21 protein-coding genes are annotated in these 22,083 nt (G+C 69.1%); 9 read left to right on the forward strand and 12 right to left on the reverse strand.

From position 1 onward, the window contains the following. Window positions 1-91: 91 nt before the first annotated feature. Complete coding sequence (locus ASE76_RS14395) at window positions 92-1,312, forward strand: HD-GYP domain-containing protein (protein WP_055840734.1); 1,221 nt, start codon at window positions 92-94, stop codon at window positions 1,310-1,312. A 143-nt stretch (window positions 1,313-1,455) separates the two neighbouring features. Here the strand turns inward: ASE76_RS14395 and ASE76_RS14400 are convergent, their stop codons facing one another. Then, window positions 1,456-2,334 carry a hypothetical protein gene (locus tag ASE76_RS14400; protein ID WP_055840737.1) on the reverse strand — a complete coding sequence of 293 codons (879 nt, stop codon included), beginning with the start codon at window positions 2,332-2,334 and terminating at the stop codon, window positions 1,456-1,458. A gap of 200 nt (window positions 2,335-2,534) precedes the next feature. On the opposite strand from ASE76_RS14400, the gene ASE76_RS14405 reads away from it, so the two are divergent. Continuing rightward, a complete protein-coding gene (locus tag ASE76_RS14405; protein WP_082448556.1) occupies window positions 2,535-3,158 on the forward strand; it encodes a glutathione peroxidase in 624 nt (207 codons plus the stop codon). A gap of 468 nt (window positions 3,159-3,626) precedes the next feature. Here the strand turns inward: ASE76_RS14405 and ASE76_RS14410 are convergent, their stop codons facing one another. Further along, on the reverse strand, window positions 3,627-4,244 hold the full coding sequence (locus ASE76_RS14410; RefSeq protein WP_055840740.1) for a glutathione S-transferase family protein: 618 nt from the start codon (window positions 4,242-4,244) through the stop codon (window positions 3,627-3,629). 120 nt (window positions 4,245-4,364) lie between these two features. Between ASE76_RS14410 and purB the strand changes: the two genes are divergently transcribed. Both purB and ASE76_RS14420 read left to right on the forward strand, forming a co-directional pair. Next, window positions 4,365-5,759 (forward strand): adenylosuccinate lyase, encoded by a 1,395-nt coding sequence (purB, locus tag ASE76_RS14415; protein WP_055840743.1) that lies wholly within the window; start codon window positions 4,365-4,367, stop codon window positions 5,757-5,759. Window positions 5,760-5,899: 140 nt separating this feature from the next. Further along, window positions 5,900-6,460 carry a YaeQ family protein gene (locus ASE76_RS14420; RefSeq protein WP_055840746.1) on the forward strand — a complete coding sequence of 187 codons (561 nt, stop codon included), beginning with the start codon at window positions 5,900-5,902 and terminating at the stop codon, window positions 6,458-6,460. Window positions 6,461-6,479: 19 nt separating this feature from the next. Here the strand turns inward: ASE76_RS14420 and ASE76_RS14425 are convergent, their stop codons facing one another. Both ASE76_RS14425 and ASE76_RS14430 read right to left on the reverse strand, forming a co-directional pair. Then, window positions 6,480-6,788, reverse strand: a complete 309-nt coding sequence (locus ASE76_RS14425; protein WP_055840749.1) for a hypothetical protein — start codon at window positions 6,786-6,788, stop codon at window positions 6,480-6,482. Further along, complete coding sequence (locus tag ASE76_RS14430) at window positions 6,785-7,249, reverse strand: DUF3717 domain-containing protein (RefSeq protein ID WP_055840754.1); 465 nt, start codon at window positions 7,247-7,249, stop codon at window positions 6,785-6,787. Before ASE76_RS14430 ends, ASE76_RS14425 begins: the two co-directional genes overlap by 4 nt. A gap of 503 nt (window positions 7,250-7,752) precedes the next feature. Here ASE76_RS14430 and ASE76_RS14435 point away from each other — a divergent pair. From ASE76_RS14435 to ASE76_RS14445, 3 genes are all read left to right on the forward strand, one after another. Further along, on the forward strand, window positions 7,753-8,496 hold the full coding sequence (locus ASE76_RS14435; RefSeq protein ID WP_055840755.1) for a TerC family protein: 744 nt from the start codon (window positions 7,753-7,755) through the stop codon (window positions 8,494-8,496). Window positions 8,497-8,549: 53 nt separating this feature from the next. Further along, on the forward strand, window positions 8,550-9,008 hold the full coding sequence (locus tag ASE76_RS14440; protein WP_055840758.1) for a hypothetical protein: 459 nt from the start codon (window positions 8,550-8,552) through the stop codon (window positions 9,006-9,008). Between the two features lie 169 nt (window positions 9,009-9,177). After that, window positions 9,178-9,531: a phage holin family protein gene (locus ASE76_RS14445; protein WP_055840762.1), complete on the forward strand. Its 354-nt coding sequence runs from the start codon at window positions 9,178-9,180 to the stop codon at window positions 9,529-9,531. Here the strand turns inward: ASE76_RS14445 and ASE76_RS14450 are convergent. Continuing rightward, window positions 9,499-11,130, reverse strand: a complete 1,632-nt coding sequence (locus ASE76_RS14450; RefSeq protein ID WP_055840765.1) for a M48 family metalloprotease — start codon at window positions 11,128-11,130, stop codon at window positions 9,499-9,501. The genes ASE76_RS14445 and ASE76_RS14450 overlap by 33 nt on opposite strands. A 155-nt stretch (window positions 11,131-11,285) precedes the next feature. On the opposite strand from ASE76_RS14450, the gene moaC reads away from it, so the two are divergent. Then, window positions 11,286-11,768 (forward strand): cyclic pyranopterin monophosphate synthase MoaC, encoded by a 483-nt coding sequence (moaC, locus tag ASE76_RS14455; RefSeq protein WP_055840768.1) that lies wholly within the window; start codon window positions 11,286-11,288, stop codon window positions 11,766-11,768. A gap of 209 nt (window positions 11,769-11,977) precedes the next feature. On the opposite strand, the gene ruvB is transcribed toward moaC, so the two are convergent. From ruvB to htpG, 4 genes are all read right to left on the reverse strand, one after another. Beyond that, window positions 11,978-13,042: a Holliday junction branch migration DNA helicase RuvB gene (gene ruvB, locus ASE76_RS14460; protein WP_055840771.1), complete on the reverse strand. Its 1,065-nt coding sequence runs from the start codon at window positions 13,040-13,042 to the stop codon at window positions 11,978-11,980. A 231-nt stretch (window positions 13,043-13,273) separates the two neighbouring features. Then, on the reverse strand, window positions 13,274-15,244 hold the full coding sequence (locus tag ASE76_RS14465) for a hypothetical protein (RefSeq protein ID WP_055840774.1): 1,971 nt from the start codon (window positions 15,242-15,244) through the stop codon (window positions 13,274-13,276). Between the two features lie 125 nt (window positions 15,245-15,369). After that, window positions 15,370-15,942, reverse strand: coding sequence for a Holliday junction branch migration protein RuvA (ruvA, locus tag ASE76_RS14470; protein ID WP_055840778.1), 573 nt, complete (start codon window positions 15,940-15,942; stop codon window positions 15,370-15,372). Window positions 15,943-16,181: 239 nt separating this feature from the next. Further along, complete coding sequence (gene htpG, locus ASE76_RS14475) at window positions 16,182-18,221, reverse strand: molecular chaperone HtpG (RefSeq protein WP_055840781.1); 2,040 nt, start codon at window positions 18,219-18,221, stop codon at window positions 16,182-16,184. Between the two features lie 171 nt (window positions 18,222-18,392). On the opposite strand from htpG, the gene ASE76_RS14480 reads away from it, so the two are divergent. Then, a complete protein-coding gene (locus ASE76_RS14480) occupies window positions 18,393-19,148 on the forward strand; it encodes an extracellular solute-binding protein (RefSeq protein WP_055840784.1) in 756 nt (251 codons plus the stop codon). 14 nt (window positions 19,149-19,162) lie between these two features. Here ASE76_RS14480 and ASE76_RS14485 read toward each other — a convergent pair whose 3' ends face one another. The 3 genes from ASE76_RS14485 to ASE76_RS14495 form a co-directional block, all read right to left on the reverse strand. After that, entirely contained in the window at window positions 19,163-20,323 is a 1,161-nt protein-coding gene (locus ASE76_RS14485) for a diguanylate cyclase (protein ID WP_055840787.1), read from the reverse strand. Between the two features lie 5 nt (window positions 20,324-20,328). Then, complete coding sequence (locus ASE76_RS14490; protein WP_082448558.1) at window positions 20,329-21,156, reverse strand: pseudouridine synthase; 828 nt, start codon at window positions 21,154-21,156, stop codon at window positions 20,329-20,331. A 204-nt stretch (window positions 21,157-21,360) separates the two neighbouring features. Then, complete coding sequence (locus ASE76_RS14495; protein ID WP_055840790.1) at window positions 21,361-22,083, reverse strand: type II secretion system protein; 723 nt, start codon at window positions 22,081-22,083, stop codon at window positions 21,361-21,363.

A 22,083-nucleotide genomic window follows, 5' to 3' on the forward strand; every position in this document is an offset into this window, starting at 1 on the left:
GGGGTCCGGGACTGCCCCCGCATTTCTTGGGGGGTGCTTATCGCCTGCGTGATACGGTTGCATACAAACGCCGGATAATCTCGGGCTCCCCATGAAGCTCATCCCGCTCAACCTCGACTCGATCCGAATCGGCAAGCCGTTGCCGTTTTCGATACGGACCACCAGCGGCACGCTGCTGGCGTCGAAGGGTTTCGTCTTCCAGACCCGCGACCAGGTGCAGACGATGGCCACGCGCGGCGGCACGCTGTGCGTCGACATCGCCGAATCGCCGGAGCAGCACCGGGCCTTCATGGGCCAGCTCGACGTGCTGGTGCGCAAGGAGCACACGATCGGCCAGATCGCGACCGCCCGGATCGACGCCGGGCTGCCGACGGTCGACCTGCGGACCCGGGCCGAGGAGACCCTGCGCAGCGCGCCGCCCGACTGGCACGACATGCAGATCCGCGCGACCGCCCTGCTGCGCGATGCCAAGGCCCCCGATTTCCTGTCCCGCCTGGGACGGCTGCACGCCGAGCTGGACGTGCTGTCGCGCCGCATGCCCGACGCCACGCTCTTCGCCCTGATCCACTTCGCCTCGAGCGAGCTGGAGATGTACAGCGCGACGCACGGCATGCTGGTGGCGGTGGTCTGCATCATGGCCGCCCGCGACACCCTCAAATGGGAGCCGTCCACGGTCGAGACGGTCGGCAAGGCCGCGCTGACGATGAACATCAGCATGACCGAGCTGCAGGACGAGCTGGCACAGCAGACCGCCCGCCCCAACGAGAACCAGATGGCGGTGATCGCAGTGCATGCCCACGGCTCGGCCGGGCTGCTGGAGCGCCAGGGCATCACCGATCCGCTGTGGCTCGACGCGGTGCGGCTGCACCACGAGCCGCCTTCGGGTCCGCTGCAGGACATGCAGCCGGCCGAACGGCTGGCCCGGCTGATCGAGCGGGCCGACATCTTCGCGGCGCGCCTGTCGCCGCGGGTGTCGCGCACCGCCATGCCGGCGGCCGTCGCGATGCGGGCCAGCTACCTCGACCAGGACCAGAAGGTCGACGAGGCCGGCAAGGCGCTGTTCAGCGCCATCGGCGTGTATCCGCCGGGGTGCTTCGTCAAGCTGGCGAGTAACGAGACGGCCATCGTCCTGAAGCGCGGCCGCACCGGCACCACGCCGAAGGTGGCGGTGGTGCTGAACCGCCAGGGGTCGCCGATCGGCGAGATGGTGGTACGCGACACGATGCAGCCCGCCTACAAGATCACCGCCGGCGTGACGCACGGCGAGGTGAAGGTCAAGCTGCAGCTCGACCGCATGCTGGGGATGATCTAGCTCTCCCCCGGGCTGCGCGCTTCGCGTCTTCGCCTACCCCCTTCCGGGGGCAGTGCCGGTGGGCCGGCGGAGCCGGACCCACGGCACCCCTGAAATGAAGACCGCCGACTGTCAGCCTGGGCGATTCCGCCAGGTGGCGGCGCTCAGACCGGCTGTTCGCTGACGGCGGGTGTGATGGCCGGCGACGCGGCGGCGACCGATGCGCCCAGTTCCTTGCGGTAGCGGTTCAACTCCTGCACCGTGGCGAAGGTGCGGCCGAGCAGCAGGCTCAGGTTGTGCAGGATGCGCTCGCCCACCTTGCCTTCCCAGGCGGCGTCGAACTTGATCTGGGTGTCGAGCCAGTGCTCCAGCCATTCCGGATCGGGCATGCGGCTCTGGATGGTGTCGCGCGGGAACAGGGACTTGTTGACGTGCAGGTTGGTCGGGTGGAGCGCCTGCGCGGTGCGCCGGGCGCTGGCCATCAGCACGCCGACCTTGGTGAAGGCCAGCCTGGCCTCGTCGCCCGACTTGGCGATCGCCCGCTTCATGTAGCGCAGGTAGGCGCCGCCGTGGCGGGCTTCGTCCTGGCTTAGGGTGGTGTAGATCTGCTTGATGACCGGCTCGGTGTGCCATTCGGCCGCGCGGCGGTACCAGTGGTTGAGGCGGATCTCGCCGCAGAAATGCAGCATCAGCGTCTCGAGCGGCGGTGCCGGATCGAAATCGAAGCGGATGTCGTGCAGTTCCTTCTCGGTCGGCGCATGTTGAGGCGCGAAGCGCTTCAGGTACTCCATCAGCACCAGCGAGTGCTTCTGCTCCTCGAAGAACCAGATCGACATGAAGGCCGAGAAGTCGCTGTCGTCGCGGTTGTCGCGCAGGAACATCTCGGTGGCCGGCAGGGCCGCCCATTCGGTGATCGCGTTCATCTTGACCGTCTCGGCCTGCTCGTCGGTCAGGAGCGAGGCGTCGAACGTGTCCCACGGAATGTCCCGGTCCATGTCCCAGCGCACGGATTCGAGTTGCTTGAAGAGTTCGGGGTAGAGCATGGCAGTCCTTGTAATGCCTCAATTTTAGGCGGCGCCCCCGGGTGGAATCGCCTTAAGCGGCACCGCCGCAAGGGAGATGCAAGCCGTTCGCGCCCGCGGCTTTCGCGGCCGCGGGACGGTGTCTTACAAGCCGCGAGCCGGGCGGCGGCCGGCCGCCTCCACTCGACAGACGGCGTGTTCTGCCGCACCATCCGCCCACCATGCACATCCTGACCCGCGCTCGCCGGCTCCCCGGCTTCCTGGCCGCCCTGGCGTTCTGCGCCGCCGGCCCCTCCCATGCCGCGACGCCTGCCGCCACGGCCGCACCCGATGCCGCCGCCACCACGGCCTATCCGGCCGCCTGCCCCGCCACGCTGCGCTACACCTTCGACCGGCTGCAGGACGAGAAGCCGCAGTCGCTCTGCCAGTACAGCGGCAAGGTGCTGCTGGTAGTCAATACCGCCAGCTTCTGCGGCTTCACCCCGCAGTACAAGGGGCTGGAGGCGCTGCATGCCAAATACAAGGACCGCGGGCTGGTGGTGCTGGGCTTCCCGTCCAACGACTTCGCGCAGGAATCGGCGTCGAACAAGGAGATCGCCGACTTCTGCGAGAACACCTTCGGCGTGCAGTTCCCGATGTTCACCAAGACGGCAGTGCGCGGCGCCGATGCCCATCCGTTCTTCCGGCAGCTGGCCCAGGCCACCGGCACCGCGCCCAAGTGGAATTTCTACAAGTACCTGGTCGGGCGCGACGGCCGCATCGTCGAAAGCTACAGCAGCATGACCTCGCCCGACAGCCGCGACCTGGTGCGCGACGTGGAGAAGCTGCTGGCGGCGAAGAATTGAACCCGGCTCTTTCCTGACAGCCAGCTTACAAAGGCTTACGCAAACGGATCGGTGGCGGCGGAACCCGGGTGCTCGCTCCCGCTCATACAGAGCACGGGCGGCAGACACCGCCCACCGGTTTTTTGTTGCGAAGCCTTCCGGTCCCCGTGATCGGACTGCAATCCCGAGGCGACTCTTCTCCTCCCTCCTCCCTCCCTCCTTCGTGTCGGGGCGCTTCGCGGCAATTTTGTATTCGGACGGTCGCCTGGAGGGCGCGACCGGCCCTTCGGCCCGACGGCCTCCCATTTCTCCACTCGACAATCGCAGCAGGCGCGCCGCGACGGTCGGCCGATCAGGGGCTGCTTCGGGCGCCCGAGGTTTTGCCGATACGACATTGCTATCGAATCAATAGCACATGGCCGGCGCAGACCGCCGGCCACGGACACTTTTCGTTCGAAAAGGGCGCGGTGCGGCGCCCGCCGGGACCGCTCAGGAAGGCCGCGTGTCCGCGAAGCTCGGGCGCAGCGACAGCTTGTCGGCCAGCCGGGCCAGGTTGGCGTGCTCGGCGCGCCAGCCGATGTCGGGGAAGCGGAACTCCAGCCACAGCAGCGCGCAGCCGACGGCGATGTCGGACAGGCTCAGGTGGATGCCGCTGCAGAACGGCTTGTCGCCCAGGCCCTTGGCGATCGCCTTGATCGCGGCATGCACCTTGGCCAGCTGGCGGTCGGTCCAGACCTGGCTGCGCTCGCTCTCGGCACGGCCGGCGAAGCCGCCCTGCTCCAGGCGGACCAGGAGCGCGGCGTCGAGCAGGCCGTCGGCCAGCGCTTCCCAGGTCTTGACCTCGGCGCGCTCGCGGCCCGAGGACGGGATCAGCTTGCCGACCGGCGACAGGGTGTCGAGATATTCGACGATGACGCGCGAATCGAACACCGCCTCGCCGCCCTCCATCACCAGGCAGGGCACCTTGCCGAGCGGGTTGGAGGCGGAGATGGCCGTGTCGGCGGCCCACACGTTCTCGAGCACGAACTGGTAGTCGAGCTTTTTCTCGGCCATGACGACGCGAACCTTGCGCACGTAGGGACTGGCGTTGGATCCGATCAGTTTCATGGAAAAGAAAAATGGGAGAGCGGCCGGAGGTCGGCGGAGGGGCGATTCTATCGGCACGCACCGTTGGCATGCTGTCGCTGCGGCGCGGTGCGGTGCAGGCCCGCACCTACAATCCCGGCCATGAGCCCCTCCCCTGCCGCCCATTTCGCCGTCACCGCCCTTTCGCCGCTCGACGGCCGTTATGCCAACCGCCTCGCCGCACTGCGCCCGCTGATGAGCGAGCAGGGCTTCATGCACCGCCGGGTGCAGGTCGAGGTGGTCTGGTTCATCGCGCTGTCGGACGCCGGATTCGCCGAGTTCAAGCCGCTGACGCCCGGCGCCCGCACCTACCTGCTGGGCCTCGCGAAGAATTTTTCCGAAGCCGACGCGCTGGCGATCAAGGAGATCGAGAAGACCACCAACCACGACGTGAAGGCGGTCGAGTACTGGATCAAGGGCAAGTTCGAAGCGCGGCCGGAGCTGCAGTCGGCCAGCGAGTTCGTGCACTTCGCCTGCACCAGCGAAGACATCAACAACACCAGCCATGCGCTGCAGCTGAAGGCCGCGCGCGACCAGGTCATGCTGCCGGCGCTCGACGGCATCGTCGGCAAGCTGCGCGACATGGCCCACGCCTATGCCGACGTGCCGCTGCTCTCGCGCACCCACGGCCAGACCGCCAGCCCCACGACCGTCGGTAAGGAGATCGCCAACGTGGTGGTGCGGCTGGCCGCGGCGCGCGAGAAGATCGCGGGCGTCAAGCTGCTCGCCAAGATGAACGGCGCCGTCGGCAACTACAACGCGCACCTCTCGGCCTGGCCCGACTTCGACTGGGAAGCCTTCAGCCGCAAGGTCATCGAGACGCCCGAGCCGCTGGGCCTGGGCGTGACCTTCCAGCCCTACAGCATCCAGATCGAGCCGCACGACTACATGGCCGAGCTGTTCGACGCGCTGGCCCGCACCAACACCATCCTGATCGACTGGTCGCGCGACGTCTGGGGCTACGTCAGCCTGGGCTACTTCAAGCAGCGGCTGAAAGAGGGCGAGATCGGCTCGTCGACCATGCCGCACAAGGTCAACCCGATCGACTTCGAGAACGCCGAAGGCAACCTGGGCCTGGCCAACGCGCTGCTGCGCCACCTGAGCGAGAAGCTGCCGATCAGCCGCTGGCAGCGCGACCTGACCGACAGCACCGTGCTGCGCAACATGGGCGTCGCCCTGGGCTACACCCTCCTGGCCTACCACTCGCTGGGCGTGGGCCTGGGCAAGCTGGAGCTCAACCGCGAAGCCACCGACGCCGACCTGGACGCGTCGTGGGAAGTGCTGGCCGAGCCGATCCAGACCGTCATGCGCCGCTACGGCGTGCAGGGCGCCTACGAGAAGCTGAAGGCGGTCACCCGCGGCAAGACGGTGCGCGCCGAAGACCTGCATGCGCTGGTCCGCTCGCTGGAGATTCCCGAGGACGAGAAGACCCGCCTGCTGGCAATGACGCCGGCCAGCTACATCGGCAAGGCCGCAGAGCTCGCCCGAAGAAGCTGAAGCACACCCCCAGGCTTCGCACGCCGCTGCCGCGGCGTGTCGTTCGCCCACCCCCTTGCAGGGGACGATGCGCGTCGGCCGGCGGAGCCGGACCGACCGCATCCCTGGTGAACATCCACCGCGCTTAATTGGAGCCTGCCATGGCACTCAAATCGACCATCTTCAAGGCGAGCATCGCCATTGCGGACATCGACCACAACTACTACGCCGACCATGCGCTGACCCTGGCGCGCCATCCGAGCGAGACCGACGAGCGGATGATGATCCGCCTGGCCGCGCTGGCGCTGAACGCGCACCAGCTGCAGACCACCTGCGGCGGCGACGGCACCCTGGCCTTCGGCGCCGGGCTGTCGAACCCCGAAGACCCCGACGTGAGCCTGCGCGACTTCACCGGCCGCACCCGGCTTTGGATCGAGGTGGGCCAGCCCGAAGACAAGCCGCTTTCGAAGGCCTGCAGCAAGGCCGACGCGGTGCTGCTCTACTGCTTCAACCACGCGGCCGAGGTCTGGTGGAAGGGCATCGAGAACAAGCTGACCCGGCTCGACAAGCTGCAGGTCTGGCGGGTGCCCACCGACCAGTCGCAGGAACTGGCCGCCCTGGCCCAGCGGAGCATGCACCTGCAGGCGACGGTGCAGGACGGCGTGCTGGCGCTGGGCGACGAGAAGACCACGGTGACGGTGGAGTGCGTCCGCTGGAAGTAGCGGCGGCTTCGCGTTCGGCCTAGCCGCGCGGCATCGGCGCGCCGCAGTTCCAGCATTCCTCGAAGCCGCCCTCGATCGCCTCGCCGCAGCCCGGGCAGGCCCAGCGCCGCTGGGGCAGCGCTTGGAGCTGGTCGAGCAGGGTGCGCGCGGCGGCGGCATGCTCGTCGTGGCGCACCCAGATCTCGGGCAGGCAGTCGCCCGGCGCGAGCTCGCCGGCGGCGCTGCCCAGGAACAGGCGCTGGATCGACGCGGGATAGCCGGCCTCGCACAGCAGGTCGGCCCAGACGGTGGCGATCGCCGCGTTCGGCGCCTGGGCGATGCGGATCATCGCGGGCCGAACATCGGCACCGGCCGGGCGTCGCCGTCGTCCCGGTCCTCGCTGCGGCCCTCTGCGGCGCGCTCGGCATAGCGGTTGAAGCGCCAGGCGCTGCCCTCCAGGGTGATGCGGCGCCAGGTGGCGCGCTTCTCGGCGGGTGCCATGCCCGGCCAGTGCTGCACCTCGAAGAAGGTGCGCCCGCAGCCCTTGCACATCTCGTCGCCCTGGCTGGTGGAGCAGATCGCGATGCAGGGCGTGTCGGGCGTCGTCTCGTACCAGGCATGCCAGGCCTCCCACGCGGCGGGCGGAAAGCCCTGCTGCGCGACCTCGTCGTGGTGGAAGTACACCATCAGCGCATAGACCTCGGCCAGCGCCCGCACCTCGGCCGCCAGGGTCACCCCGTCGGGCGAGGGCTTCCTCGTCCGCCAGTAGTTGATGGCGGATTCGATGTCGGTGATGTGGAGGGCGGCCATGCGGCGTGGTGGGGTGCGGCGGCGGGCCGCGAAGGGAGCGCGATGATAGCGACCGGGGCCGCCCGGCGCTTCGTCCGCAAAACGCTTGCCATCATTTATATAGCTGTCAGCCTTTACTGGCCGCCGGCTGCGGCATGTTTCGGCTCGAAAACCGCGGGAAACTCCCTGCAACAAATAGGCCGGCGCGGCTTGCCGGCCCGTGCGCGCCAATGCTCTAATACCTGCACGAAGGGGAGTAGCTCCCGCTTCTTGCCGCACAGGGAGGCACCCCAGGGTGCTGTGGCAAGAGGTATCGGCAAGTCGTCAATACGAAGTACAACACTTCCGGCTTGCTGGGCATCAAAATCTGCATTACAGCGTGCCGAGCAAGACCTTCGATTGGAACCTTTTGCGGGTTTGGTCGAAGTGTGTCTGCCCCCTGCGCCGCCGTGCGCCGGGATCGTGCCCTTCGTCCATGCCTGCTCCAGGTTGTTGATCGAAACGATATCTCGGAGCTTGTTTTCATGGAAATGTTTTCCACACCCTGGTGGTCGGCGCTGCTCGCCATCATCCTCATCGACCTCGTCCTGGCAGGCGACAACGCGATCGTGATCGCGCTGGCCGCGCGGAAACTTCCGCCGGCCCTGCAGAAAAAAGCCATCATCTGGGGCACCGTCGGTGCCATCGTCGTGCGCTCTGTCATGACCGTCGGCGTGGTCTGGCTGCTGAAGATTCCGGGCCTGATGCTGGTCGGCGGCCTGGGCCTGCTCTACATCGCATGGAAGCTCCTGGCCGACCAGGGCCATGACGACGGCGAAGAGCATGCCACCGGCGCCACCACCTTCTGGGGCGCGATGAAGACCATCGTGATCGCCGATGCGCTGATGGGCATCGACAACGTGCTGGGTGTGGCCGGTGCCGCGCACGGCGCGTTCGACCTGGTCGTGATCGGCCTCCTGATCAGCATCCCGATCGTGGTGTTCGGCAGCACTCTGGTGCTGAAGCTGGTCGAGAAATTCCCGATCATCATCCAGCTGGGTTCCGCTGTGCTGGCCTTCACCGCCGCCAAGATGATCGTCAACGAGCGCCTGCTCGCCGACTTCTTCAAGGGTGGCGAGACGATCCACCAGGTCGCCTATTGGGGGGTCTGCATCGTCGCCATCGTCGGCGTGCTGGTCGCGGGCTGGATGTCCACCCGCCGCCGCGTACCCGGCTCCGAGCGTATCGACCAGGCCAAGACCGCGGCCAAGGTCAATCCGATCGACTGATGCGTATGACCGAGATCCGTTTGCCCCCGTTCCACCACCCCGAAGGAGCTTTCATGGACAAGATCATTGTGTACGTCGACGATGCGTCCTATGCGCAGCAGCAACTGGCGACCTTGCGCGGCAGCGCCCGCAGCGCGGCCCAGCCGGTGCAGTGGGTGGTGGTGGCCTGCGCGCCCCGCATGACCCACCGCATCAGCAAGTGGGTCAGCCACAGCGCCCGCGAGAGCTGGCGCGCCAAGTGGGCCGACAAGCTGTTCGGCGAAGCCCTGCCCTGGCTGCAGGCGCACGGCGACACGGTGGTGCCGGTGCTGGCCAAGGGCCCGCTGCCGGAGCTGACCGAGCGCCTGCTGTCGGAACACCCCGGCTCCCGCGTGTTGGACGCCCGCCGGCCGAAGTTCGGCCAGGACCTGCAGCCGGTCAGCGGCGACCAGCCGGCGGCCAAGGAAAGCCGTTGGGTGGTTCCGGGCGCCGTGATGGGCATGGGCGCCATGCTCGTTCTGGCGGCGGAGTAGGCACACCCCCAGGCTTCGCACTGCGTGTCTTCGCCCACCCCCTTGCAGGGGGCGATGCCAGGAGACCGGCGGAGCCGGATCTCCGGTATCCCTGGTAGTGGATATGCGGCGTTGTGAATGATCGGACACCGGGAGCGGCGCCAGCCGCTGCCCGGTGTATTCTTTTGGGATGAAGCTGATCCTTAAATGGCTGCTGAGCGCGGCCGCCCTGCTGTCCGTGGCCTACGTGTACGACGGCGTCGAAGTGCGCGATTTCACCGCCGCCTTGGTGGCCGCCTTCGTCATCGGCCTGTTCAACGTCGTGCTGCGGCCGGTCCTGGTCGTGCTGACGCTGCCGGTGACGGTCATCACGCTGGGGCTCTTTCTCTTCGTCATCAACGCGCTGATGTTCTGGGCCGCCTCGGGCGTGCTCACCGGTTTCCACGTCACCGGCTTCGGCGCGGCGCTGATCGGCTCGCTGCTCTACTCGGTGCTGGGCATCGTGATCGAGTCAGCGCTCGGCGGCCTCTTCTCGAAGGCGTAGCTCGGCCTCGCGCAGGCGGGTGTCGATGATCGACGCCTCCACGTAGTCGGCACCCGGGCCGCCGGCCCGCATCAGCTCCTGCCCGGCCCGGTACCGGTCGACAGCGCCCTGCCAGTCCACATGGGCGACCTGCGCCTCGGCCTCGGCCCGCAGGGCGCGCAGCGGCTGGCCGTCGGCGCGGTAGGCGGTCGCCAGCAGTTGCCAGGCGGTGGCGTCGCGCGGGTTGCGGGCCACCCAGGTCTGCAGCCGGTCGGATACGTCGCGGGCGCCGCTGCCGTGCTGGCTGGCCTGGGCGTAGTAGAGCAGCTCGGGCCGGCCGGCCGGTGCCGCCTTGTCGGCCGGCGCGGCCAGGGAGGCCGCGGCCGCCGCGCCGCGGTTCTCGGTGAGTTCGATCTCGGCGCCCAGCAGCCGCGCCAGGCGTGCCGGCCGCGCGTCGCCGGCCACCAGCGGCACCAGCCGGGCCGCGAGCCTGCGGGCATGGTCCAGGTCGCGCTGCTGCACGCTGGCGAGGGCACCGGCATAGAGCGCCACCACCTGCCGCGCCGGCGGCTGGGCCTTGAAGCCGCCCTGGTCCGGCTCGCCCGCCCAGGCGCGCAGGGCATCGACGCCGGGCCGCGACACGACCCGGGCGCGGGCGGCGATCATCGCGTGCTCCAGCCCGCCGGGCATCGCCGCGGCGGTGACGTTGATCGCCGGCAGCACGCCGGCGGTGGACGGCGCCCGGGCGGGATCGGCATCGGGCGCGCGGCCGGCCGTGTCGGGCACGAGCCCTGCCATCGGCAGCCGGGAGCGCATGTCGGCGATCCGCTCGGTGGTGAGCGGGTGGCTGCGCAAATACGGGAACGATCCGTTGTCGTTGATCCGCGAGGCCTGCTGCAGCTTCTCGAACATGCCGGCGAAGCCCTGCCCGTCGAAGCCCGCGCCGGTCATCACGCCGTAGCCCACCCGGTCGGCCTCGCGCTCCATCGCCCGGGAGAAGTTGAGTTGGCCCTGGGCATGGACCGCCGTGCCGCCGACGATCAGCGCGTTGGCCGCCTGCGGGCTGCGGCTGGCGGCCAGCGCGCCCATCACCATCGCGGCCAGCATCAGCGGGGTGCTGCGGCTCTGCTGCGTCATCAGGCGGGAGATGTGCCGCTGCGTCACATGGCTCAGCTCGTGCGCCAGCACCGAGGCAAGTTCGTCGCGCGACGCGGTGATCGCGATCAGCCCGGCATGCACGCCCAGGTAGCCGCCCGGCAGCGCGAAGGCGTTGACCGTACGGTCGCGGCCCAGCAGCACCTCCCAGGCGAAGCGCTCCTGCAGCTCGTCGCTCATCTCGCCGCGGGCGCGTGCCGCCGCCATCAGGGATTGCCAGATCGTCTGGATGTACTCGACCAGCACCGGGTCGTCGACGAAGTCCGGGTCGCGGTAGAGCGAGCGGGCGATGCGGTCGCCCAGCCGGCGCTCGGCAGCGGCGCTCATCTCGCTGCCGTCGCCCAGCGTCGGCAGCTGCGCATGCACGGCGGCGGGCAGCGCCAGCGGTACCGCCACCGCGGCGATCAGCAGGGTGCGCAGGGGCCGGCGCAGCGCCCGCGGGCAGGACGGGAAGGCGAAAGGCATCGCCGTATGATGCGCGAAGACGGCGAACGTTCGGCGTTTTTCGCGCGTCCGGCGAGGCCATCGCAACCCGCCGCACCCCTGCACCGGCCTGCGCCGCCGCGTCGTCCACCCCTCGCCTTCGTTCCTTTCTGCCCACGCTGTTCCTGGAGAGCGCCATGAGTACCCTCACCCATTTCGACGACGCCGGCCAGGCCCACATGGTGGACGTGGGCGCCAAGGAAGCCACGCACCGCGTGGCGGTCGCCACCGGCCTGATCCGGATGCGCGGCGAGACCTTGACCCTGGTCGAGGCCGGCACCGCCAAAAAGGGCGACGTGCTGGGCGTCGCCCGCATCGCCGCGATCCAGGCCGCCAAGCGCACCAGCGACCTGATCCCGCTCTGCCATCCGCTGGCGCTGACCCGGGTGAAAGTCGAGTTCGCGACCGAGCGCAGCGGCGGCACCGGGCAGGTGGCCTGCACCGTGACGGTCGAGACGGTCGGCCCCACCGGCGTGGAGATGGAAGCCCTGACCGCGGTGCAGGTCGGCCTGCTGACCATCTACGACATGTGCAAGGCGGCCGACCGCGGCATGGTGATGACCGACGTGCGGGTGCTGGAGAAGCACGGCGGCGCGTCGGGGAGCTACATCGGAGCCTAACGCTCCCCCAGGATACGCACTTCGTGTCTTCGCCTACCCCCGCCGGGGGTAGCTTTGGCACTCCCCAGGCTACGCACTTCGTGTCTCCGCCTACCCCCTCGCCGGGGCAACCCCGGTAGTCCGGCAGAGCCGGTCCTACGGGGTTCCGGGTCAGGTCATGGTCTGCGTGGCGGGGCGGTTCGGCTCGATGACATGCCCTGCCCTACCCTTCAGGCGCCGAAGAGGTCGTTGCCGCTGGCGGGCGGGGCCACGCCCAGGTGGCGGAAGGCGGCCACGGTGGCGATGCGGCCGCGCGGGGTGCGCTGCAGGTAGCCCTGCTGAATCAGGTAGGGCTCGATCACGTCCTCGATCGTGCCGGCGTCCTCGCCGATGCTGGCGGCGATGTTCTCCAGCCCGACCGGGCCACCGTCGAAGCGGTGGATCACCGCCTCCAGCAGCTTGCGGTCCATCACGTCGAAGCCCTGCGGATCGACGTCGAGCATCGCCAGCGCGCGGTCGGCGATGTCGCGGGTGATGCGGCCGTCGCTCTTGACGTCGGCGTAGTCGCGCACCCGGCGCAGCAGCCGGTTGGCGATGCGCGGCGTGCCGCGGCTGCGGCGGGCGATCTCGTAGCCGCCGTCGGCGTCCATCGGTGCGTTCAGCAGGCCGGCGCTGCGGGTCACGATGCGGGCCAGTTCCTCGGCGGTGTAGAACTCGAGCCGCGCCACGATGCCGAAACGGTCGCGCAGCGGGTTGGTCAGCATGCCGGCACGGGTGGTGGCGCCCACCAGGGTGAAGGGCTGCAGGTCGAGCTTGATGCTGCGCGCGGCCGGGCCCTCGCCGATCATGATGTCGATCTGGTAGTCCTCCAGCGCCGGGTAGAGGATTTCCTCGACCACCGGGGAGAGCCGGTGGATCTCGTCGATGAAGAGCACGTCGTTCTTCTCGAGGTTGGTCAGCAGCGCCGCCAGGTCCTTCGGCTTTTCCAGCACCGGCCCGCTGGTCTGGCGCAAATTGACGCCCAGCTCGGCCGCGACGATGTGGCTCAGCGTCGTCTTGCCGAGCCCGGGCGGGCCGAACAGCAGCACATGGTCGAGCGCCTCGCCGCGCTTCTTGGCCGCGCCGATGAAGATCTCCAGCTGCTCCCGCGCCTTGGCCTGGCCGATGTAGTCGTCGAGCAGCTTGGGCCGCAGCGCCCGCTCGATCGCCTCTTCCTGGGGCGACGTGGGCGCCGCGGACACGACACGCCGTGCAGGGGCCGGGGCAGGCGCGAAATCGTCGGTGTGGATGGTCATGGGGCGCGGTCGGGAAGCGGGGCGTGGGACAGGCTGCGATTGTGCCAAGTCGGTCACCGAGCGGCGCCATGGAGACCCATGCTGGAGCGAAAGATTAAGGGGCTTCCCCGCCGCTATTGAAACCATAGCGCCCTACCCTTAACCAGCGTTGGCTGCAGGCTCAAGAGCACGAAAGCGGCCAAAAGGCCGCTTTCAAAAAGGGCCATCGGATGCCCCGTGCTCAGCGTCTTATTACTGCCCGGTCCACGCGTAGTAGGCAATTCCTTCCAACTGGTAGGTCGGATAGGTCTGAACCACGAAGTCTTTCTCCGACGCGCTGATGGTGTAGAAATGGGTGTTCAGATTGGCGCTGTAGAAGCGGTACATCGCATTGGCGTTCCCGCCGGTGCCGGCCTGGGCGTACCAGCTGGGACCTTCGTACGAGAACTGAGGATAGCTGGCGATCACCGAATCACGCTCGGCGGCGCTGATCGTGTAGAAATGCCGTCCGGTTTGCGTGTTGTAGAACCGGTAGACCGGCGAAGTTCCTGAAGCCTGCGCGCCGTAGGCGTAGAAGCCAATGCCTTCGTAGCTGAACGATGGGTAGGTCGAGATGACACCGTCGCGTTCGGCCGCATTCATCGTAAAGAAGTGGGCACCCGTCGCCGTGTTGTAGAACCGGTAGACAGGCGATCGCGTGGTCGACGACGGTGCGACCGCGGGCCGCAGCCACTGGTTAAGCGCGGCATTGAACGCCGTGTCGAACCGGCCGTAGACGCCGCGTCGCGTCGACGTATCGGTGCAACTGCCGGTGCCGGCATAGAGCTGGCCGATCAGCATGCGGCCGCCGCCGAGCGTCGCGAAGATGCCCGATCCGCTGCTCCCGCCTTCGGTCAGTCCACTGCTCCAGTTCACATTCAGGTAGCGCCCGCTGGTCACGTTGCTGGCGCTGCACGAGACGTTCTCGCCGCCTGCGCTGGTGCAGTTCAGGTAGCTGGCCAGGGCACCCTGGGCGTACTTCTGCAGATCGCCGCCCGGATGGTGGATGCCGACCAGGTCGGCGCCCACCGCGGGCTGGCCGAGGGACCAGCCCGCGAATTCCGCGCCGGCCGGTGCGGCGTTGTTCAGCCGCATGAACGAGGTGTCGGTGCTGTCGCTGGCGTAGAGCAGCGTGGCGCCGCCGCGCAGCACGGCCACGCCGCTGGCCGGCGTGCCGCTGTTGCAGCTGGACGACTTGTAGAAGAACGCCGTGACCAGTGTGGAGGCCACCGTCTGCGACGAGATGCAGTGGTTGGCGCTCAGGAAGTACGGCGTGCCGTCGTTGTTGGTGTTGTTCAGCAGCGTGCCGGTGCAGACATAGCTGTTGGCACCCTGCACGAAGGACATCCGCGCCGTAGCGTTGCGCTGGGTCGTATTGCCCGCGGTGCAGTTCACGTCGATCTCGCAGCTGCCCGAGGCCAGCGTCTTCAGCGCCTCCGGATCGGCCGTGGCCGAGACTTTCAGATGCGAGATCTGCGGCACCGAGACGTCGACCGCGCTGCCGGGCACGCCGGCGGGCAGCACGATCTCGACCGTCGCCTCGTCGCCGTCGACCGGCGGCAGCCAGTAGGTGCGGTCGGCGTCCGACATGCCGCCGGCCATGCGGTTGAGCGAGAGCACGTCCAGAACTTCGCGGCCGGAGACCTGGTAGGCGGTGTCCTGGCCCTGGGCGTAGACCCGCAGCGTGGCGCCGGCGGGCAGCTTGCGGACCAGCAGGCCGATCCGCACCGCCGCGGCGCCCGGCGACTGGAAGCTGATGGCAGCCGCCAGCGTGGTGGCGGTGGCCGGCGACCAGACCAGGTGGCTGGCCATGCCGGCCGCGGTGGCCGTCTGCTGCACCAGCCGGCCGCTGCCGATCTGCAGCGGCGCATCGGGGCCGTTCACCGTGGTGCGGGGCTGTACCGTGTTCTGGGTGGCGAGCATCGGCGCCAGGGCGACGCGGGCCGGCGCGGGCCGGGCGCCGCGGGTCGGCTCGGGGCTGGCCTGCTGCTGCAGCGGGTCCGCCGACGGCGCGTAGGAATCGAGCTGGGTGACCGCCGGAGCCGCCACCGCCTCGGCGGCCGGGGCCGACCGGGTGCTGGCCGAGACCGCCACATTGTCTGAAGAGGCGCCGCCGCCACAGCCCGCCACGAGCAGTGCGGCTGCGATGGCGCCCAGCGCGCGGATCCATGGAGTGCGGTTCAAGCTCGTCCCCTCAAGTCGAAAACCCGGAGTGTGGCATGCCGGCTGGCCGAACGCACCACGAAGGGTATGGGCGGTCGCAGGATGCGGCGGCGGCGCCACGGAGGCTGCCGCCCTCGCTGCCCCGCCTACTTGCCCAGCGCCCGCAACGCCAGCTTGATGCCCTCGCTAACCCCCACGTCGGCCGGCAGCGCCTTGAGCGCCGCGCTGGCCTCCTTGTCGCTGTAGCCCAGGGCGATCAGTGCCTGCAGGATGTCCGCCTGGGCGTCGCTGGCGGTGCCGGTGCGCACGCCGATGTCGGCGCCCAGCTTGCCCTTCAGCTCCAGCAGCAGCCGCTCGGCCGTCTTCTTGCCGATGCCCGGCACCTTGACCAGCCGGCCGGTCTCCTGCAGCGAGACGGCCTGGGCCAGCTCGCCGACGTTCATGCCCGACAGCACCGCCAGCGCCATCCGCGGGCCGATGCCCGAGATCCTGACCAGCAGCCGGAAGGCGTCGCATTCCTGCGCGGTGAGGAAGCCGTAGAGCAGCTGCGCATCCTCGCGCACGATGAAATGGGTCAGCAGCACGACCCGCTCGCCGGTGGCGGGCAGGTTGTAGAAGGTGCTCATCGGCACATCGACCTCGTAGCCGACGCCCTGCACGTCCAGCAGTACCTGGGGCGGGTTCTTCTCGGCCAGCAGGCCGTGGAGCCGGCCGATCACCGGCTCGCTCCCGGGCGGAGGGCGATGAAAAGCGCAAGTGCGGAGCGAGGGTGGGGTGCGGGCGACATGGGAGGATGGTAGCGACGGCGCGGCAACGGCCCTGGTAGCCACGGCCGACCGGCAAAAAAAGACTCCCCCGCGGCATGCCCCGGGGGAGCGCTATCGAATCGATAGCTGGTGGCCGGCGATCCACGCCGGCCACAGCCTCTTTTCATTCAGAAAAGCAACGCGACCGCCCTTCAGACCAGCAGCGCATTCACCCGGCGCACATAGGCCGCAGGATCGGCCGGCAGGCCGCCTTCGGCCAGCAGGGCCTGGTCGAACAGGATGTTCGCCAGGTCGTCGAAATGTTCGCTGCCATCGAGCTTCTTCACCAGCGGATGCTCGGGATTCACCTCCAGCACCGGCTTGGTGTCGGGCGCGTTCTGGCCGGCCTGCTTCAGCATGCGGGCCAGCTGGCCGCTCATGCCGTGCTCGTCGGCCACCAGGCAGGCGGGCGAATCGACCAGGCGGGTGGTGGAGCGCACGTCGGCCGCCTTGTCCTTGAGCGCCTCCTTCAGCTTGGCCAGCAGCGGCTTGACGCTTTCGGCGACCTCCTCGGCCGCCTTCTTCTCGTCCTCGTCCTGCAGCTTGCCCAGGTCGACCGCGCCCTTGGCGACCGACTGCAGCGGCGTGCCGTCGAACTCGGTCAGGTAGGTCAGGGCCCATTCGTCGACCCGCTCGGCCATCAGCAGCACTTCGATGCCCTTCTTCTTGAAGACTTCGAGGTGCGGGCTGTTCTTGGCCGCGGCCAGGCTGTCGGCGGTGATGTAGTAGATCGCGTCCTGGCCTTCCTTCATCCGGCTCTTGTAGTCGGCGAAGGAGACGCTGGTCGTCTCGGTGGTGGTCGAGGCGAAGCGCAGCAGCTTGGCGATCCGGTCGCGGTTGGCGAAGTCCTCGCCCAGGCCTTCCTTGAGCACCGAGCCGAACTCGGCATAGAACTTGGCGTACTTGCCGCTCTCGTCTGCGAACTCCGCCGCCGCCTCGGCCGCCGAGGTGGCGGTGTTCTTGTCGACCACGTCGGTCACTTCGGTCGGCTCGGGGGCCGGCACCGCCTCGCCGGATCCGATGTCGATCTTGCCTTCGCCGCTCTCCGGCGCGGTCTTCTGCTTCTTGGCCAGGTCTTCGAGCATCGACAGCACGCGCTTGGTGCTGCCGTCGCGGATCGCGCGCACGTCGCGGCTTTCCTGCAGCAGTTCGCGGCTCACGTTGAGCGGCAGGTCGGCCGAATCGACCACGCCCTTGACGAAGCGCAGATAGCTCGGCAGCAGCGCCTCGGCGTCGTCCATGATGAACACGCGCTTGACGTAGAGCTTCACGCCCGCCTTCTTGTCGCGGTTCCACAGGTCGTAGGGCGCGGTGGCCGGGATGTAGAGCAGCTGCGTGTACTCGGTGCTGCCCTCGACCCGGTTGTGGCTCCAGGCGAGCGGCGCCTCCTGGTCGTGGCTGATCTGCTTGTAGAACTCGGCGTACTGCTCGGCGGTGACGTCCTTCTTCGGCCGGGTCCAGAGGGCGCTGGCCTTGTTGACGGTTTCCCACTCGCCGGTCTTGGCCATGTCGCCCGGCTGGTCGTTCTCGCCTTCCTTCCACTCCTCCTTCTCCATCAGGATCGGCAGGCTGATGTGGTCGGAGTACTTGGCGATGATCTGCTTCAACTTCCAGGCGTTGAGGTACTCATCGGCATCGTCGCGCAGGTGCAGGGTGACGGCGGTGCCGCGCTGGGCGCGCTCGATGCGCTCCACCTCGAACTCGCCGGCGCCGCCGCTGACCCAGCGCACGCCCTCCGCCGCAGGCACGCCGGCCCGGCGCGATTCGACGGTGATCTTGTCGGCGACGATGAAGCCCGAGTAGAAGCCCACGCCGAACTGGCCGATCAGCTGGCCCTGCTCCGACGCGTTGGCCTTCTGGTCGGACGACAGCTTGCTCATGAAGTCCTTGGTGCCGCTCTTGGCGATCGTGCCCAGGTTCTCGATGGCGTCCTGCTCGGTCAGGCCGATGCCGTTGTCGGCGATGGTGAGCGTCTTAGCGGCCTTGTCGAACGACACCCGCACTTCCAGCGTGGGCTGGTCTTCGTAGAGGGCCGGCTTGTCGAGCGCCTCGAAGCGCAGCTTGTCGCAGGCGTCCGATGCGTTGGAGACCAGCTCGCGCACGAAGATCTCCTTGTTGGAGTACAGCGAGTGGGTGACGAGGTGCAGCAGCTGGGCGACTTCGGCCTGGAAGGATAGTTTTTGCTTGGTCATGGCAGGAAGTGGAACAGGAGGACGAACGACAGGAAAAAAATATCGTGGCGGCACGGGCGCACGGCCCGCGACCTCGCCAGATGGAGCCGCATTCTGACCGCTTCAAGGGGGCGGCATGCGGTGGCTACACTTTCCCGATCCGCCACCCCGTGGCCCACCGAAAGCCCGCCGATGCGCCTCGCCCCCGCCCTCACCCTGGTCGCCGCCCTGATCGCCGGCACCGCCCATGCCGAAACGGTGAAGGTGCTGACCGCCGGCGCCTTCAAGCAGGTGGTCGTGGCCCTGGTGCCCGCCTTCGAGGCCCGCACCGGCCACAAGGTCGAGGTGCTGAACGACACCGCCGGCGCCCTGGCCAAGCGGGTCGAGGGCGGCGAGGCGTTCGACGTGCTGATCCTCACGCCCGCCGGCCTGCAGCCCCTGGTCGCCAAGGGCACGGTGGCGCCCGGGCTGCGGCCGCTGGCGCAGGTGGGCATCGGCGTGGCGGTGAAGGCCGGTACGCCGGTGCCCGACGTCTCGACCCTGCCGCTGTTCCGCCAGGCGCTGCTGGCGGCGCACAAGGTGGCCTACATCGACCCTGCCTCGGGCGGCTCCAGCGGCATCTACCTGAACGGCCTGTTCCGCCGGATGGGCCTGGCCGAGCAGATGCGCGGCAAGGCGGTGCTGGTGCCGGGCGGCCTGGTCGCCGAACGCCTGGTGACCGGCGAGGCCGACCTGGCGGTGCACCAGATCAGCGAGATCCTACCGGTGGCCGGCGCCACGCTGGCCGGCCCCTTGCCGGCCGAGGTGCAGAACACCACCAGCTACATCGGCGCGGTCTCGGCCCGCCCTGCGCACCCCGAGGCGGCCCAGGCCTTCCTGGCGGCGCTGGCGGCGCCCGAGGCGGCCGAGGTGCTGCGCGCCAAGGGCATGGAGCCCCCGGCCCGCTGAGCCGGCTCGCCGGTTCAGGCCGCCAGCGGCGACACCTTCACCGCGTTGCGGCCGGCCTGCTTGGCGTTGAGCATCGCCAGGTCGGCGCGGTGCAGCGTGCTGGAGAGGTCCTCGGACTCGAGGCGCTGGGCCACCCCGATCGACACCGTCAGCCAGCCGTCGGGCCGCGCGATCTGCGCGAGCGCCTGGCGCAGGCGCTCGGCGGATTCGATCGCGTCGTCGATCGGGCAGTCGGGCAGCAGCACCGCGAACTCCTCGCCGCCGATACGGCCGACCAGGTCCTGCGCCCGGATCAGCTGGTTGACGGTGCGGGCCAGGGACCGCAGCGCCTGGTCGCCGGCCGCGTGGCCGTAGCGGTCGTTGAGCGACTTGAAGTGGTCGATGTCGAGGTACAGCACCGACAGCGGCCGCAGCGACTCGCGCATCCGCGCGTCGATGCGGCAGCCCATGTCGAGGAAATGCCGGCGGTTGTGGATGCCGGTCAGCTCGTCGGTGCTCGACATCGCCGACAGGCGCCGCGCCTGGATGAAGGCGCGCCGGCGGTAGTCCTGCATCATCAGGTGGCCCACCGACGCACCGGCGATCGACAGCAGCACGTGCACGCCGCCGTAGATCCATTCGGCCCGGGTGAGGCCCTGCACCGCGAACGGCACCAGGAACAAGTTGCAGACCAGCAGGCCCGCGGCCAGCTGGGTGAAGTTGATCCAGAAGAAGCTGGTCGCCATGACCACGATCAGCAGGCCGGGCAGGAAGTACATCAGCGGCGACGCCATGCCCTGCGCGCCCAGCAAAGCGCCGAAGGTCAGGGTGGCCGCGCACGCGGCGGCCGCGGTGCCGTAGCCGCGCACCGACTGGGCGGTGAAGATCGCGATCGTCATCAGCAGCAGCATCGGCAGCAGCATCAGCCGCAGCTCGGTGTGCTGCGCATCGGGCAGCAGGGACCGCGCGCCGATGCTGAGCGCCGTGCCCACCACCCCGGTCACGCCCAGCGCCGGCGCCAGCCGCCGCAGGCGGACGAGCGACTGCTGCTCGAACTGGTGCTCCTGTTCGGGCCGGTAGCCGCCGACGAAGATGCGCGCCTTGACCGCGTGCGCGCCACGGCGGTAGCGCCGGCCCAGCGCCCGCAGCAGGTTCTCGCGGGCCGGACGGGCCACGATGCCGGCCGCGGGCGGCATCTGGCTCAGAACCGCTCTCCGGCGCCGAGGTAGCGCCACTGGCCGACCGGCAGGTGGCCCAGCACCACGCGGCCGATGCGGATCCGCTTCAGGCCCACCACCTTCAGCCCGACCTGCTCGCACATGCGGCGGATCTGCCGCTTCTTGCCCTCGGTCAGCACGAAGCGCAGCTGCTCGGTGTTCTGCCACTCGACCTGCGCCGGCTTGAGCGCCTGGCCGTCCAGGCTGAGGCCGTGGCGCAGCAGCGCCAGCTTCTCGCGCGGAAACGCGGCCTGCGAGTTCTCGGCCACCGGGCCGTAGGCGACGCGCACCAGGTACTCCTTCTCGACGCCCGAGTCCTCGCCGATCAGCTGGCGCGCCACCCGGCCGTCCTGCGTCAGCACCAGCAGCCCGACCGAGTCGATGTCGAGCCGTCCCGCCGGCGCCAGGCCGCGCAGCTGCGGCGGAGAAAACCGGTTCTTGCTCGGGTCTTCGCGCCAGTGGGTGCGCGGGTTGACCAGCACCACGGCGGGCTCGTGCCCGTCCTCGGCCTGGCCGCTGACGAAGCCCATCGGCTTGTGCAGCAGGATGGTGACCTGGCGTTCCTGATGCTGCGAGGCCTGGCGGTCGACCTCGACTTTGTCGGCCGCCGTGACCTTGACGCCCATCTCGGCCACCTGCCCGTTGACCTTGACCCAGCCCTGCTCGATCCAGAGATCGGCCTCACGCCGCGAGCACAGGCCGAGGGCCGCCATCCGCTTGTTGAGCCGCTCCGATCCGTCGGGCGAAGCGGCGGCCGCGGCAGGCGGCGCGGCGCGGGTGAAACGGGGACGGTCTGGCGGCGGAAGCGGCATGGCGGGGCAGTCGGTCGGCGCACCGCGCGAGCCGGCATGCCATCGCGCTCATGCGCTATTATTTATATAGCGTCATGCCGTTACGGAACAACGGCTGGCGGGCATTTTCTCCTAAATTCGCGGGCGGCGGCAATCGGGGGCACGCTCGGTGACAACTGCGCCGTGCCCACTGCTCGCTGAAGGCGGCAGCAGCCGCCTGCGGACCTAGCGGTTCATCACCACCAGCCCGGTCACGACCGCCACCTGGCTTTCGTCGAGCGTGGTGGGTGCGGCATTGCCGAAGGCCATGCGCTCGTCCACGCTCCAGGCCACCCCGTCGACCACCGCGGTCTGCGCCGCCTGGGTGTTCTCGCGCATCCGGCCGAAGCGCGCATCCGGATTGCCGTCGATCTGCGCATCGAGCAGCGAGGCCAGCGCCGGCGTCATCTGCTTGAGCACCATCGCGTTGCGCGGCCGGGAGACGTACACGCCCACCGCCGCACCGGGCTCGGCCCAGGCCACGTTCTGGAAGCACACCTGCATCTCCTGCGGATTGCCGTTGGAGTCGAGGTAGACGTACCGGTCGGCCTGCCCTTCGGCGCGGCCCTGCGGCAGCCGGATGCCGGCCGCCAGGAACACGTTGAGCATCGTGGTGCCGCACAACTCGGTGGTGTTGCCGTTGACCAGGCCGGTGGGCGCGGTGGCGGAGTCGCCCGGCACGGTGCCGGTGCCGGCGGCGTAGGCGTCGTAGGCCATCAGCCAGCCCTGCACGAAGCCGGACGAGATGCGCTGGTAGCTCGCGTTGCGCTGCAGGTCCCGGCCGATCGCGATCGCGCCGACGATCAGGCCGATGACGACGAGCGAGACCGACAGCTCGAGCATGCTGAAGCCGCGTTGCGGGGCCGCGCGGCTGCGGGAGCGTCGATCGCGGAAGGGGAAGAGGCGCAT

The sequence above is a fragment of the Xylophilus sp. Leaf220 genome (genome assembly GCF_001421705.1).
In the GTDB taxonomy this organism is placed as follows: Bacteria; Pseudomonadota; Gammaproteobacteria; order Burkholderiales; family Burkholderiaceae_C; genus Xylophilus.

Bases quoted from the DNA above. Each gene is read 5' to 3' on its own strand.
- ASE76_RS14395 (WP_055840734.1), top strand. From the start codon at position 92: ATGAAGCTCATCCCGCTCAACCTCGACTCGATCCGAATCGGCAAGCCG.
- ASE76_RS14400 (WP_055840737.1), bottom strand. From the start codon at position 2,334: ATGCTCTACCCCGAACTCTTCAAGCAACTCGAATCCGTGCGCTGGGAC.
- ASE76_RS14405 (WP_082448556.1), top strand. From the start codon at position 2,535: ATGCACATCCTGACCCGCGCTCGCCGGCTCCCCGGCTTCCTGGCCGCC.
- ASE76_RS14410 (WP_055840740.1), bottom strand. From the start codon at position 4,244: ATGAAACTGATCGGATCCAACGCCAGTCCCTACGTGCGCAAGGTTCGC.
- purB (WP_055840743.1), top strand. From the start codon at position 4,365: ATGAGCCCCTCCCCTGCCGCCCATTTCGCCGTCACCGCCCTTTCGCCG.
- ASE76_RS14420 (WP_055840746.1), top strand. From the start codon at position 5,900: ATGGCACTCAAATCGACCATCTTCAAGGCGAGCATCGCCATTGCGGAC.
- ASE76_RS14425 (WP_055840749.1), bottom strand. From the start codon at position 6,788: ATGATCCGCATCGCCCAGGCGCCGAACGCGGCGATCGCCACCGTCTGG.
- ASE76_RS14430 (WP_055840754.1), bottom strand. From the start codon at position 7,249: ATGGCCGCCCTCCACATCACCGACATCGAATCCGCCATCAACTACTGG.
- ASE76_RS14435 (WP_055840755.1), top strand. From the start codon at position 7,753: ATGGAAATGTTTTCCACACCCTGGTGGTCGGCGCTGCTCGCCATCATC.
- ASE76_RS14440 (WP_055840758.1), top strand. From the start codon at position 8,550: ATGGACAAGATCATTGTGTACGTCGACGATGCGTCCTATGCGCAGCAG.
- ASE76_RS14445 (WP_055840762.1), top strand. From the start codon at position 9,178: ATGAAGCTGATCCTTAAATGGCTGCTGAGCGCGGCCGCCCTGCTGTCC.
- ASE76_RS14450 (WP_055840765.1), bottom strand. From the start codon at position 11,130: ATGCCTTTCGCCTTCCCGTCCTGCCCGCGGGCGCTGCGCCGGCCCCTG.
- moaC (WP_055840768.1), top strand. From the start codon at position 11,286: ATGAGTACCCTCACCCATTTCGACGACGCCGGCCAGGCCCACATGGTG.
- ruvB (WP_055840771.1), bottom strand. From the start codon at position 13,042: ATGACCATCCACACCGACGATTTCGCGCCTGCCCCGGCCCCTGCACGG.
- htpG (WP_055840781.1), bottom strand. From the start codon at position 18,221: ATGACCAAGCAAAAACTATCCTTCCAGGCCGAAGTCGCCCAGCTGCTG.
- ASE76_RS14480 (WP_055840784.1), top strand. From the start codon at position 18,393: ATGCGCCTCGCCCCCGCCCTCACCCTGGTCGCCGCCCTGATCGCCGGC.
- ASE76_RS14485 (WP_055840787.1), bottom strand. From the start codon at position 20,323: ATGCCGCCCGCGGCCGGCATCGTGGCCCGTCCGGCCCGCGAGAACCTG.
- ASE76_RS14490 (WP_082448558.1), bottom strand. From the start codon at position 21,156: ATGCCGCTTCCGCCGCCAGACCGTCCCCGTTTCACCCGCGCCGCGCCG.
- ASE76_RS14495 (WP_055840790.1), bottom strand. From the start codon at position 22,083: ATGCGCCTCTTCCCCTTCCGCGATCGACGCTCCCGCAGCCGCGCGGCC.